The sequence below is a fragment of the Pseudorhodoplanes sp. genome, from assembly GCF_050250235.1.
GTDB lineage: Bacteria > Pseudomonadota > Alphaproteobacteria > Rhizobiales > Xanthobacteraceae > Pseudorhodoplanes.
On sequence record NZ_JBFWPA010000059.1, the window covers coordinates 1 to 13,153 of the forward strand.

Genomic DNA, 13,153 nt, shown 5'->3' on the forward strand with positions numbered 1-13,153 from the left:
GGCGTTTTGCGCCGCAGCGTCGAGACGCCGCAACAGGTTGACTTGCATCATGGCCGGGGCTTGCCCCGGCCATCTACGTGTCTAGTGTAGGTTTTCCGGCTTGGATGACCGGACAAGACAACGGGGGAAGCAATGGCTCGGGTGGCGCTGGTAACGGGGGGAACGCGCGGGATCGGGGAAGCAATCTGCAAGGCGCTCAAGGCCGCGGATTACAAGGTTGCGGCGAGCTATGCCGGCAATGACGAGGCCGCGCAGAAGTTCAAGACCGAAACCGGCATCCCGGTGTTCAAGTGGGACGTGTCGAATTTCGAGGCCTGCGGCGCCGGCATCAAGCAGGTGGAGGCCGAACTCGGCCCGGTCGAAGTGCTGGTCAACAACGCCGGCATCACCAAGGACACCATGTTCCATCGCATGACCGCGGATCAGTGGAACGCGGTGATCGGCACCAATCTCGGCTCGCTGTTCAACATGACACGCCATGTCATCGAGGGCATGCGCGCGCGCAAGTTCGGCCGCATCATCAACATCTCCTCGATCAATGGCCAGAAAGGCCAGATGGGCCAGGTCAATTATTCCGCCGCCAAGGCCGGCGAGATCGGCTTCACCAAGGCGCTCGCGCAGGAAGGCGCCAAGAGCGGCATCACCGTCAACGCGATCTGTCCGGGCTATATCGGCACCGAGATGGTGAAGGCGGTGCCGAAGGACGTGCTGGAGAAAAGCATCCTGCCGCATATCCCGATGGGCCGGCTGGGCGAGCCGGAGGAAATCGCGCGCTGCGTGGTGTTCCTTGCCTCCGATGATTCAGGATTTATCACCGGCTCCACGCTGACCGCGAATGGCGGGCAATACATGGCCTGACGCCACCAGCATGAGGCACCGCTGCGGCGATGGAAAAGCTGTTCTTCTTCATCGCCGGCCTCGTGTTCCTCATCGGTGGCGCGCAGCTTCTGGTCAGCGGCGCGGTGCAGATCGCGCAGCGGCTCGGCGTCTCCGCCCTGCTGATCGGCCTCCTGATCGGCTTCGGAACCTCGACCCCGGAACTGGTGACATCGGTAAGCGCTTCGCTGGCCGGTGCTCCGGGGGTCGCGCTCGGAAACATTGTCGGCGCCAATATCACCAATCTGCTGCTGGTTCTCGGCGTATGCGCGCTCCTGCGGCCGATCCACGTGGGTTCCCGGTCACTCAGGTTCGATGGCGCCGTGGTGTTTACGGCGATCCTGGTTTTTACCTTGCTTTCGATCGCAGCGCCGCTCTCGCGCCCGGTGGGAGCCGCCTATGTCGCCCTGCTCGCGCTCTACATCTTCCGGTCGATCCAGATCGAGCGGCGCAAGCCGAAGGACCACACGGCGCCGTATGAGCGCGGCGAGGCGGGAGCGGAAGTCATCCCGTCCGCTTCCCAGCCTGCGGCAGGACCGGGAAGCCTTGCACTGTCGGTGAGCCAGATCATCGGCGGCATTGCGCTTGTCGTGCTCGGCGCGCAATGGCTGGTCGATGCCGCCGTCGATCTGGCGCGCGGGCTGCAGGTGTCGGAGAGCGTGATCGGGCTGACGGTGGTCGCCATCGGCACCACGCTGCCCGAACTTGTCACATCGGTTGCCGCAACGCTGCGCAAGAATACCGATGTCGCCCTGGGCAACGTATTCGGCTCCTGCATCTACAACGTATTCGGTATTGCCGGAGCCACCGGTCTGATCGCGCCAACGGTCTATCCGATGACGATCGCCCATTACGGCAATCCGGTCATGGTGGCCGTCGCCGGGCTGGTGATTGGGCTGGCCTGGACCGGTTACCGCATTTCCCAGCGCGAGGCCACACTGATGCTCGTACTCTACGCGAGCTACGTATTCTTCATCTGGCAGTCCTGAAAGTCACACGCGGACTTCCAGAACACGCGAGAAGCAAGGGATGGCAACGTCAATCGCGTTCGTTGCGGAGCAACTTGCCGCTGGTGGCGTCGAAATGGAGTTCGCGCCTCTCTCCGGTCCGGTCGCGGCCTTCGACTTCCCATTTTCCGTCGTCCAGCTCGATCTGACGGATCAGAACCATTCCATTGTCGCGCGCCATCTTGGTCACCTGTTCGAGCGAGACGGCTGGGGCTTGCGGCGCCTGGGCGCGGGCCGGCAGCGCCGCCGCGATCGCAACGAATCCGATCATGGCAATAGTGATTCGCAATTTCAGCATGGTCGATGCTCCTGTCGTGCCCGGGGTCAGCCGACAGAACACCTGCAGCGGCGGATGTTTCCACAGCCGGGACAATCGGCCGCGCGCGGATGAGGCTCGTGAAAATCGGCCGCAAGCCGCATTTCCTGAACAAGCGCGCGTGCGACATATCGACTGCGACGATCCGCGCCACGATGCGTCATTGAACCTCATCGCGCGCCGATGCGACCAACGGACATCACTGTGCGCGGAGGCGCAGGAATGTCCTATTCGTACGTCCATCCTGGCGAGCAATCCTTGCCGGGAGTCACGAAGCGTTGGCTGATCGCCTATCCGCTCGCCCAGCTTCTGTGCCTTGGCGGTGCGGCAAGCGCCGCCGCAATCTCATCCCGAGTGCCGGGATTTGATCCCTTATACATGAGGCTTTCGGCTGACATCGCGGTCGCCGCCATCTATGGGCTGACATTCGGCTACCTGCGCGGCAGCGTAATGCGTGACAAGCTTGCCCGCTTTTCCATGCTGTGGTGGTGCGCAGCGATTGCCGGTATCAGCGTCTTTTTCATCCCGCCCGAGCCGGAAGTGCTGACAGGCTCCGGCGCGGCCATGTCGAGCCTGCAATCCGCCGCGCGCGCATTGCTACCCGTCCTCTCGTCCGGATTCATCTATGGACTTGCAATTGGCGCCGCCGAGGCGCTGAGCCTGCGGCGCGCAGCCTTCGGTTTGTTCGGGTGGGTGGTTCTGTCGGGCATCGCCTGGGGGCTTGGTCATGTTGCCGCATCGGCGCTGGCGAGCTTCGCGGTATCGGCCGCACTCTCGCCGTTCCAGAGCGGCACAATCCAGGTGATATGCATGACCCTGCAGGCTGTGATCGCGGGCCTGCTGATGGTGCCCGCGCTACGGCTGCTCGCCCCGCGGCTCAGCTATTACGGCCCACGCGTCTATCGCTCCGCCTTGCGCTCCCGCTGATCTAATCCGGCGACCAGCCCTGCGGGGCCAGCTCGAAGCCGGAAAACTGAAAGCCCGGCGCTACGGTGCAGCCGACCAGCGTCCAGTCGCCAAGCGATTCCGCCGCCTGCCAGGCATCGGCGGGCACGATGCCCTGTGGCCGTTGCCCGGCGGCCAGATCGGGGCCGAGCATCACGGCCACGCGCCTGCCGTTGTCGTGCATATCCAGCCGCAGCGGCGCCCCGGCATGCCAGTGCCAGGTCTCGACCGCATCAACCTTGTGCCAGTGCGAGCGCTCTCCGCGCGCGAGCAGAAAATAGATCGCGGTCGAATACGCGCGACCGGTGTGATCGGTGTGGGTATCGCGGAAGGTCTCGCGATAATGCCCGCCTTCGGGATGCGGCTTCAGGTCGAGCAGGCGGATGATGTCGGCGGCGGTGTGGGACATGGGCTGACCATTCAATATGAGCGCGGCAGGCCGAGCACATGCTCGGCGATATAGGACAGGATCAGGTTGGTCGAGATCGGCGCCACCTGGTAGAGCCGGGTCTCGCGGAACTTGCGTTCGACATCGTATTCCTCGGCAAAGCCGAAGCCGCCGAAGGTCTGCACACACATGTCGGCCGCGGCCCATGACGCATCGGCCGCGAGCAGCTTCGCTATGTTCGCCTCCTCGCCGATATCGGCGCCGCTCTCGTAGCGCTCCGCGGCCTCGCGCACCATCAGTTCGGCGGCGCGCATCTGCGCATAGGCCCGCGCGATCGGAAACTGCACGCCCTGGTTCTGACCGATCGGCCGTCCGAACACGCTGCGCTCCCTGGCGTAGGCCGAGGCCTTGGCGATGAACCATTTCGCGTCGCCGATGCATTCGGCCGCGATCAGGATGCGTTCCGCATTCATCCCCGACAGAATGTAGCGGAACCCCTTGCCCTCTTCGCCGATCAGCGACGAGGCCGGCACCCGCATGTTTTCGAAGAACACCTCCGTCGTGGCGTGATTCATCATGGTGCGGATCGGGCGGATCGTAAGCCCCTTGCCTTTGACCGCGCGCATGTCGATCAGCAGCACGGACAGTCCGTCGGTCCGCTTGTTCACCTGGTTCCGCGGCGTGGTGCGCGCGAGCAGCAGCATCAGGTCGGAATATTCCGCACGCGAGGTCCAGATTTTCTGGCCGTTGATCACGTAATCGTCGCCATCACGAACCGCGGTGGTGCGCAGCGACAGCGTGTCGGTGCCCGATGTCGGCTCGGTGACACCAAACGCCTGCAGCCGCAATTCGCCGCGCGCGATGGCGGGCAGGTAGTCGCGCTTTTGCGCGTCGCTGCCATGCCGCAGCACTGTGCCCATCGTGTACATCTGCGCGTGGCAGGCCGCGCCGTTGCAGCCCGCGGCATGGATTTCCTCCATGATCGCCGCCGCTGCGCGCATCGACAGCCCGCTGCCACCATAGTGTTCGGGGATCAGCGCGGCGAGGAAGCCGGCCCTGGTCAGCGCCTCGACAAATTTGGTGGGATAGGCGCGCTCGCGATCCAGCGCGCGCCAATACTCGCCGGGAAAGTCCGCACACAGCGCGCGCACGCTGTCGCGGATCGCCGAGAGATCGTCGTCATCGTCACGCACTACCCAATCTCCGCCCGGCCGTTGCTGATCGCGACCGCATCGCGCTCCATCACCCGCGCGCGGAAGCTCACAATAGCGCCCTCGCGCCAGATTTCGGTGCGGATGCTATCCCCCGGAAACACCGACGCCGAAAAGCGGCCGGCGACCGACCTGAGCCGCGACGGGTCATAGTCGCAGACGCTGCGCAGGATCGCATGTCCGGCCACGCCGAAGGTACCGAGGCCTTGCAGGATCGGCCGCTCGAAGCCCGCGGCACGCGCGACCTCCGGATCGGCATGCAGCGGGTTCACGTCTGCCGAGAGCCGGTAGATCAGCGCCGTCTCGGGCCGGGTCTGCAAGTCGCAGACGAGGTCCGGCGCGCGCTCAGGAATGGAATGCACCGGGGGCGACGGCCGCGTGCCGCGGCTGAAGCCGCCATCGGCGCGGCAGAACACGGTCTGGCGGATGGTGGCGAGTGGTTCGCCGGTCGCCTTGTCGGAGATGGCCCGCTCCGTCAGGAGAAGCGCGCCCTTGCCCACACCCTTGTCGATCGCATCGAGGATGCGGTGGCGCGCGATGATGGTGCCGGAGGTTTCGAGCGGCCGGTGCAGGATCAGATGCTCCTCGCCATGCACCGCCATCTCGAAATTGACGCCGGTGTTATGGTCGCGCAACAGAAACGGCTCGAAGCCGAGGACCACCGGAAAGGTCGGCAGCACCTTCAGATTGTTCTCGTAGACGAAAGCGAGTTCGCGAGGGTCGGTCGGATGCTGCCCGAGGCCGACGCCGAGCGCATAGAGGATGACGTCCTTTTCGGAATAGGTCTGCTCGGTATCGGGGATGCGCAGCGCGAGGAGAGCGGCGGAGTTTATCGGCATCGCGCTAGGGCCCCCCACCCCCCGTGAGGGGTGCTACTGGTGGGGTGGGGACGGGGGTGGGGGGCGATTGCGCGACAGCCCCCCACCCCGACGCTCACTTCGTTCGCGTCGACCCTCCCCACCGCTTCGCGGGGGGAGGGTTTCATCCCCACACCTCTTGCGCCACTTCGACGCAAAGCCGCAGCTTCGCCCATTGCTCGTCCTCGGCCAGCACATTGCCTTCCTCGGTCGAGGCGAAGCCGCATTGCGGTGACAGGCAGAGCTGCTCCAGCGGCACGAATTTGGTCGCCTCCTCGATCCGCTTCTTCAGCAGGTCCTTGCTTTCCAGCGTCCCGGTCTTCGAGGTGATCAGACCCAGCACCACGCGCTTGTTGCCTTTCGGCACGAAGCGCAGCGGCTCGAACCCGCCGGCGCGATCGGAATCGTATTCCAGGAAATAGCCGTCGATGCCGATTCTGTTGAACAGCACGTCGGCGACCGGCTCGTAGCCGCCGGACGACACGAAGGTCGAGCGAAAATTGCCGCGGCACAGATGCATGGCGGTAACCATGTCGGCCGGCTTGTCCTTCAGCGCTGAATTGATCATGTCGGCCCAGGCATTGGCGAGCCGGACCGGATCCTCGCCGCGCCCCTGCAGCATCGCGCGGCGCTCCTTGTCGCACAGATGCGCGTAGGACGTATCGTCGAGCTGCAGATAGCGGCAGCCGGCGTCGCCGAACGCCTTGATTGCTTTGCGATAGGCGAGTCCCAGATCGTGCAGCAATTCTTCGGTCGACTTGTAGATGCCGTCCTGAACCGGCTTCGGCCCGACGCGATATTGCAGCACGGTCGGCGACGGAATCGTCATCTTCGGTGTGATTCCCGCTGAGCAATTCGCCTTCAGGAATTCGAAATGGTCGATCATCGGCTTGCCGGAATAGCCGAGCTTGCCGGTCACCGCGATGTCCTCGGGCCGCGTCTCGACGCCCGCGAACTTGATGCCATGCGCGGTCTTCACCAACTCGGCGCCGTCGAGCTGCTTGAAGAAATCGAACTGCCACCAGGACCGGCGAAACTCGCCGTCGGTCGCGAGCTTCAGGCCGACCTCTTCCTGCTTCCTGATGATCTTCTTGATCTCCTGATCCTCGACCGCTTTCAGCGCGGCGGCATCGATCTCGCCCTTCTCGCGTTTGATGCGCGCTTCCTTGAGCGGTGCGGTGCGCAGAAGCGAGCCGACATGGTCGGCGCGGAAGGGGGCGGTGGTGTTGGAATTCGACATGGTTTCCTCGATACGTGAACCTGATGCGCGAGATGGCTGTCGTCCCCGCGAAAGCGGGGACCCATAACCACCATTCTGGAAAATGGGTCCCCGCCTTCGCGGGGACGACCTTTTATCTGCTTCCCCAAACCTCGTCGGCGATCTCGACGATCAGCCGCAGCTTGGCCCATTGCTGCTCCTCGGTCAGCGTATTGCCTTCCTCGGTCGAGGCGAAGCCGCATTGCGGCGACAGGCAAAGCTGATCGAGACTGATGTATTTCGTCGCCTCGTCGATCCGGCGCCTGATGAGGTCCTTGCTCTCCAGCTCGCCAGACTTGGTGGTGACGAGACCGAGCACGATGCGGCGATCCTTCGGCACCCGCCGCAACGGCTCGAAGCCGCCGGCGCGGTCGGTGTCGTATTCCATGAAATAACCGTGCACCTTGATGCGATCGAACAGGACCTCGGCCTCCGCCTCGTAGCCGCCCGACCCCATGAAGGTCGATTTATAGTTGCCGCGGCACAGATGCATGGTGATGGTCATGTCGGATGGAATATCCGACATCGCCGCATTGATCAGGTCGCCATAGAGCGGCCCGAGCTTGTCCGGATCGTCGCCGCGCTTCTTCATCTGCTCGCGATAGTTCGGATCGCACAACATGGCGATGAACACCTCGTCGAGCTGCAGGTAACGGCAGCCGGCATCGGCAAAGCCGCGCACCGCTTTCTTGTAGGCATTGCCGAGATCGTCCCAGAAGGCGTCCATATCGGGATAGGCTTTCTTGTCGATCGGCGTCGCGACCGGCCGCCCGTAGATCGCAGACGGCGACGGAATGGTGATCTTCGGGGTCTGTTTCGTATGCGCCGCCACAAACTTGAAATGCTCGACCATCGCATGAGGTCCCGCCATCCCGAGCTTGCCGGTCACCTGCACGCCCTCGTTGCGGGTGTTGACCGCGGCGAACTTGATACCGGTGTCCATCACATGCTTTTCGGCGCCATCGAGGCCCCACAGAAAATCGAGATGCCACCACGAGCGGCGGAACTCGCCGTCGGTGATCGCCTTCAGCCCGACCTCTTCCTGCTTCCTGATGACCCGCTCGATCTCGCGATCCTCGATCTCCTTGAGCTGCTCCGCGGAGATTTCGCCCTTCGCACGCTTCGCCCGCGCATCATGGATTGACTGCGGCCGCAGCAGGCTGCCGACGTGATCGGCGCGGAAGGGGGGCTTGGTGTCGTTGTTCATGTGAAGTTCCTTGCTTCCTCCTGCGCGCGCTTCCTTAACCCTCCCCCTTGTGGGGAGGGTCGCGAGCGAAGCGAGCGGGGTGGGTGTAGTGGCGAGAATTACAGCGGCCACCCCCACCCCGATCGTCTTCGCTCCCCTCAGTCGGTCGACCCTCCCCACAAGGGGGAGGGTAAAGCGAGCGCCTACGCGGCCCCCGCCAGTTCCTTGCGCACCATCTTCGTGCCCTCGACCATCGCCTTCATCTTGGCGAAGGCGACCGGGCGCGGCAGATATTTCATGCCGCAATCGGGCGCGATCACCAGCCGCTCGGCCGGCACGACCTTGAGCGCGGCGCGGATGCGGTCTGCGACGGTCTCCGGCCGCTCGACCGTCAGATCGCCGAGGTCGATCACTCCGAGGATGATGGTTTTCGACGGCAATTGTTTCAGCACGCTCAGGTCGAGCTTCGGCTGCGCCGCCTCGATCGAGACCTGGTGCACACCGCTGTTCTCAAGCTCGCCGAGGAACGAATAGCCGGTCGGCTTCTCATGCACGACCTGGGCATAGCCGAAACAGAGATGGATCGCGATCGTGCCGGTCACGCCGTCGAGCGCCCGGGCCAGCGTCTTCAGGCCGTATTGGCGCGCCTTCTCCGGATGCTGCTGCATCCACGGCTCGTCGATCTGCACGATGTCGGCGCCGGCCGCGAACAGATCCTTGATCTCCTCGTTCACAGCGGCCGCGTAGTCCATCGCGACCGCGACCTCGTCCTTGTAGAAATCGTCCTGCGCCTGCTTGCCCATGGTGAAGGGTCCGGGCACCGTCGCCTTGATCTTGCGGTCGGTATTGGCGCGCAGGATCTTCACGTCGCGCACCTCGACCGGGTACATGCGGCGGATTTTTCCCGCCACCCGCGGCACGGGAATGGTCTTGCCGGTGCGGTTGATGGTGGTGCCGGGCCTGTCGAGATCGATGCCTTCGAGCGCGGTGGCGAAGCGGTTGGAATAGCTTTCGCGGCGCTGCTCGCCGTCGCAGATGATATCGAGGCCGGCCCGCTCCTGGTCGCGGATCGCGAGCAGCGTCGCGTCATCCTGCGCGGCTTCGAGATGCTTTTCCGGAACGAGCCACAGGTCGTGCATGCGCACCCGCGGCACCTGTTTGGACAGTTTCTCGCGGTCGATCAGCCATTCGGGTTGCGGATAGGAGCCGACGAGGCTGGTGGGAAGGAGCATTCTGAATCCGTTCTCTCATTGATCGCCAGCATGGGGGGCACGGCCCCGTCCGCAAGACCGTGAGCGTCTTGCTGCCGCGCGGCCGCTACCTCAACCGTTCGAAGGGGACGACAACGTCGCCGGTCTTGAATCGCGCCGGCGCCACGACGGTTTGCGTATTCATGCCGCGGAATTGTTCAAGGTCGTTGCCTCTGATGTTCTTGTATTGCACCTGCATCATGCCGGAATCGACCCACTCGCCGTTCCTTCCGAATCTGATCGGGCCCACGATGGTCGGGATCGTATTGCTGCGCAGATAGTCGGCGATCCGGTCGTCGTTCAGGCTTTTCGCGCCCTCGACTGCCTTGCCCAGCAGTTCGGCATACGCATAACCCCAGGTCCCGAGATAATAGCCGAGCGGATCGACGCCGGCGGCCTTGGCGCGCGACTGGTATTCCTTCAGGAACGCCTCGGCCTCCGGAGTGAGGAAGTGGCTGGTCGGCGCCCAGGTTTCATAATTGGTCCAGCCATTCAGAAGCGGTCCGAGCATCGTCTTGATCGCGCTGATCTGCAATCCGACCATGGCGCCGCCGATCATCTTCGGCTTGAAACCGACTTCGTTGACGGCGCGTACCATGCCGACCGAGTCCGGCGGATAGGAGCAGATCACCACGGCGTCCGGATTCGTCGCCTGGATCGCGCGCACGATCGGCGTGAAGTCCGTGGTGGCGGGCGGATACTTGCGGTCGTAGACGATCTTTATCTTGTGCTTCTTTGCATTCTGACGCGCGCCGTCGCAGGCGTTGTTTGCGAACTCAGCATCGGCTGCGACGAGCGCAACGGTTCTCAGCCTGTTGGCCACGGCGGTATCGAAGAAGCCCTCGGTGAAGGAGGGCTTGGTGTTCTGACCGGTCGGGATCATCGCGAAATATTTCGGATAGTTGAACTCGCTGTTCACCGCGAGCCCGAACAGGCCGATCATCGTCTTGCCCTTCTGCATCGCGACCGGCATCGCCGGCGCGATCATGTTGGTGGCATAGGGCCCGAGGATGAGGTCGACTTTGTCCACATCGAGCAGCTTGGTGTAGAGACCCGGCACCGTCGAAGCATTGGTCTGGTCGTCATAGGCGATCACCTTGACCGGCCGGCCGAGCAACCCGCCCTTCCTGTTGATTTGCTCTTCCCAAATCTGCACGCCGAGCAGCGCCTGCTTGCCGGGACCGGCAAGACCGCCGGTCATCGCGATACCGAGACCGATCCTGATCGGATCCCCGGATGGCGCGGGGAACACACCGACCGCAGGCTTGGTGTTCGGCGGCGGAGTCGCGGGCGCAACCGGCGGCGCGACCGCAGCAGTGCGCTTCAATTCGTCAAGCCGGGCACGCGCCATGCTGCCATAGACGCTGGTCCCGAACTGACGGACAAAATCCTCAAGCACCGCCACGCTGGTTGTGTTCTGGATCACCGACCAGGTACGTTCGGCCGGATCGACCTGCGGCTGAGGCGGCGCGGAGGGTGCAGCGGTCGCCGCGGCCGGTGCGCCGCTGAAGAAGAAGTCGCCCGTGATCGGAGACAACGACACCCAGGGCTGCTGTGAGTTGCCGGTCGCCCGCGCAACTGCGAGGCCCACCTCGTTGAACGTGCGGAAAATGTCGAGCCCTGGTTTGCGGATCGCCTGCGCCAAAGCCTTGGTGTAAGGGCTGTTACCATCGGTTCCGTCGATGGCGACACTGCCGGGCTGCGTTGCAAACGAAATCAGCGTCCCCTGCGCCGCCTGCATCTGCACGAGCCCGGGCGCTGTCGTGCGCAAGCCGCGGCCTCCGAACGGATTGTTGCGGCACGCGTCGAGGATCACAAGGTTCAATCGCGCGCCTGATCCTTCCATCTGTCGAAGCACCAACTGGGCGTCGAGCATCTGGAAGTCGACATCCGCCTCGCGCACCGGGTTGGCGCCGACCGGCACGAGGTAGTTGCTGCCGCGAACCTGTACGCCGTGTCCGGCGAAATAGAACAAACCGACGTCGGCACCGGACAACGCGCTGCCGAAGTCCTGTACGGCACGCCTGAAGCTTTGTTCGTCGAGATCGAGGCGCGGGCCACCGCCGACAAGCGTGAAGCCGAGCGCGCGCAGGGTGTCGGCCATCAGCCGCGCATCGTTTTTCGGATTATCGAGCTTCGGTACGTGGGTGTAATCGGAATTGCCGATCACCAGCGCCACCCGCTTTTCGGCAAACGCCGGCGCAACCAAGGTCAGTGTTGCCAAGGCGGCCGCGGCGAAGGCACCGCCGAAACGACGAAGCAACGAAGCCACGATTGCCTCCTGTATCGCGAACCGCACGATGATCATATATCAATTAAAGCGGCGCCGCACGATTGTCTCGCACGGCGCCGCAATGGCTTCGAAATTCGCCGCACCTACTGACGCAGCTTCTCCATCGGCACGACCGCGTCGCCGGTCTTGGACTTCGCCGGATGGACCACGACCTGCGTATCCATGCCCCGGAACTGCTCCATGTCGTTGCCCTTGATGCCCTTGTACTGAACCTGCATCATGCCGGACTCGGCCCATTCACCATTCTTGCCGAACTTGATCGGACCCATGATGGTCGGGATCGTATTGGTGCGCAGATACTCGGCGATCTTGTCGTCGTTCAGCGACTTCGCGCCTTCGACCGCCTTGCCGAGCAGTTCGATATAGGCATAGCCCCAGGTGCCGAGATAATAGCCGAGCGGATCAACGCCGGCGGCCTTGGCGCGTGACTGATATTCCTTCAGGAACGCCTCGGCGTCTGGGTTCAGCATCTGCTTGGTCGGGACCCAGGTCTCATAGTTGATGATGCCGTTCAGCAACGGACCAAGCTGGGTCTTGAACACCGTGGCCTGCAGGCCGACCATGGCGCCGCCGAACATCTTGGGCTTGAAGCCGATCTCGTTGAGCGCACGCACCATGCCGACCGAGTCGAGCGGATAGGAGCAAACCACCACCGCATCCGGATTGGCGGCCTGGATCGCACGCACGATTGGCGTGAAGTCCGTCGTCGGCGGCGGATAGTTCCGGTCATAGACGATCTTCATGTTGTGCTTCTGCGCATTGGTGCGGGCGCCCTCGCAGGCATTGCGAGAGAATTCCGCATCGGCCGCGACCAGTGCGACGGTGCCGAGCTTGTTCTCGGCCGCGATTTCGAAGAAGCCTTCGGTGAAGGACGGCTTGGTGTTCTGACCCGTCGGGATCATCGAGAAATATTTGGGATAATTGAACTCGCTGTTCACCGCGAGTCCGAACAGGGAGATGAAGGTCTTGCCCTTCGGCATGATCACGGGCATCGCCGGCGCGATCATGTTGGTCGCATACGGTCCAACGACCAGGTCGACCTTGTCGACATCGAGCAACTTCGTGTAGATGCCCGGTACCGTTGCAGGTTGGGTCTGGTCATCGTAATAGACGAGTTTCACCGGACGGCCGAGCAGCCCGCCCTTCTTGTTGATCTGATCCTCCCAGATCTGCATGCCGAGCAGCGCCTGCTTCCCATTGGGGGAAAGCGGACCGGTCAGCGCCATGGCGAAGCCGATCTTGATCGGCTCGCCGGATTGAGCCTGGGCCTGCGGGCTTGCGAGCAGCGCGACAGCCGCTGCTCCCGCCGCAAGCGTGCCGGCCAGACGCCGGAGCGTCAGGTATTGAAGCATGTGTTCCTCCCTTAAAGGACCTTATTGATTTGTGACGGGATTCTTCCCGATCCCTCAGGCTGCATCAAGCCTTAAAACTCGACACTTCGCCGCGCAACCCTGGAGACTCTATCCTTTTCGTAATATGACAAATAGTGCGACGCGATGACTGGACGCGCCAACTTGGCCGGCGCCGCGAATGGCGGTGCGGGTGCCGAGCGGGAAAGCCCGGCGG

12 protein-coding genes and 1 pseudogene are annotated in these 13,153 nt (G+C 63.5%); 3 read left to right on the forward strand and 10 right to left on the reverse strand.

The window, feature by feature from the left end:
* Positions 1-132 precede the first annotated feature (132 nt).
* Both AB7F49_RS22690 and AB7F49_RS22695 read left to right on the forward strand, forming a co-directional pair.
* Positions 133-858, forward strand: a complete 726-nt coding sequence (locus AB7F49_RS22690; protein WP_428526556.1) for a beta-ketoacyl-ACP reductase — start codon at positions 133-135, stop codon at positions 856-858.
* Between the two features lie 29 nt (positions 859-887).
* On the forward strand, positions 888-1,865 hold the full coding sequence (locus tag AB7F49_RS22695; RefSeq protein ID WP_428526558.1) for a calcium/sodium antiporter: 978 nt from the start codon (positions 888-890) through the stop codon (positions 1,863-1,865).
* Positions 1,866-1,914: 49 nt separating this feature from the next.
* Here the strand turns inward: AB7F49_RS22695 and AB7F49_RS22700 are convergent, their stop codons facing one another.
* Positions 1,915-2,181 (reverse strand): PepSY domain-containing protein, encoded by a 267-nt coding sequence (locus tag AB7F49_RS22700; protein WP_428526560.1) that lies wholly within the window; start codon positions 2,179-2,181, stop codon positions 1,915-1,917.
* A 240-nt stretch (positions 2,182-2,421) separates the two neighbouring features.
* Here AB7F49_RS22700 and AB7F49_RS22705 point away from each other — a divergent pair, with 240 nt between their 5' ends.
* On the forward strand, positions 2,422-3,126 hold the full coding sequence (locus AB7F49_RS22705) for a hypothetical protein (protein ID WP_428526562.1): 705 nt from the start codon (positions 2,422-2,424) through the stop codon (positions 3,124-3,126).
* 1 nt (position 3,127) lies between these two features.
* Here AB7F49_RS22705 and AB7F49_RS22710 read toward each other — a convergent pair whose 3' ends face one another.
* The 9 genes and pseudogenes from AB7F49_RS22710 to AB7F49_RS22750 all read right to left on the reverse strand — a co-directional run bounded on the left by AB7F49_RS22710 (position 3,128) and on the right by AB7F49_RS22750 (position 12,939).
* Positions 3,128-3,553, reverse strand: a complete 426-nt coding sequence (locus AB7F49_RS22710; protein WP_428526563.1) for a cupin domain-containing protein — start codon at positions 3,551-3,553, stop codon at positions 3,128-3,130.
* Positions 3,554-3,564: 11 nt separating this feature from the next.
* Positions 3,565-4,725, reverse strand: a complete 1,161-nt coding sequence (locus AB7F49_RS22715; protein WP_428526565.1) for an acyl-CoA dehydrogenase family protein — start codon at positions 4,723-4,725, stop codon at positions 3,565-3,567.
* Entirely contained in the window at positions 4,725-5,582 is an 858-nt protein-coding gene (locus AB7F49_RS22720) for a MaoC/PaaZ C-terminal domain-containing protein (protein WP_428526567.1), read from the reverse strand. The genes AB7F49_RS22715 and AB7F49_RS22720 overlap by 1 nt, the downstream gene beginning before the upstream one ends.
* A 142-nt stretch (positions 5,583-5,724) precedes the next feature.
* On the reverse strand, positions 5,725-6,840 hold the full coding sequence (locus tag AB7F49_RS22725; protein ID WP_428526569.1) for a 5-methyltetrahydropteroyltriglutamate--homocysteine S-methyltransferase: 1,116 nt from the start codon (positions 6,838-6,840) through the stop codon (positions 5,725-5,727).
* A 112-nt stretch (positions 6,841-6,952) separates the two neighbouring features.
* Entirely contained in the window at positions 6,953-8,065 is a 1,113-nt protein-coding gene (locus AB7F49_RS22730) for a 5-methyltetrahydropteroyltriglutamate--homocysteine S-methyltransferase (RefSeq protein ID WP_428526571.1), read from the reverse strand.
* A 182-nt stretch (positions 8,066-8,247) separates the two neighbouring features.
* Positions 8,248-9,276, reverse strand: coding sequence for a uroporphyrinogen decarboxylase family protein (locus AB7F49_RS22735; RefSeq protein ID WP_428526573.1), 1,029 nt, complete (start codon positions 9,274-9,276; stop codon positions 8,248-8,250).
* An 85-nt stretch (positions 9,277-9,361) separates the two neighbouring features.
* A complete protein-coding gene (locus AB7F49_RS22740; RefSeq protein WP_428526627.1) occupies positions 9,362-10,645 on the reverse strand; it encodes an amino acid ABC transporter substrate-binding protein in 1,284 nt (427 codons plus the stop codon).
* 84 nt (positions 10,646-10,729) lie between these two features.
* Positions 10,730-11,569, reverse strand: a pseudogene (locus AB7F49_RS22745) (caspase family protein); the annotation flags it as partial.
* 101 nt (positions 11,570-11,670) lie between these two features.
* Positions 11,671-12,939 (reverse strand): amino acid ABC transporter substrate-binding protein, encoded by a 1,269-nt coding sequence (locus AB7F49_RS22750; RefSeq protein ID WP_428526575.1) that lies wholly within the window; start codon positions 12,937-12,939, stop codon positions 11,671-11,673.
* Positions 12,940-13,153 lie beyond the last annotated feature (214 nt).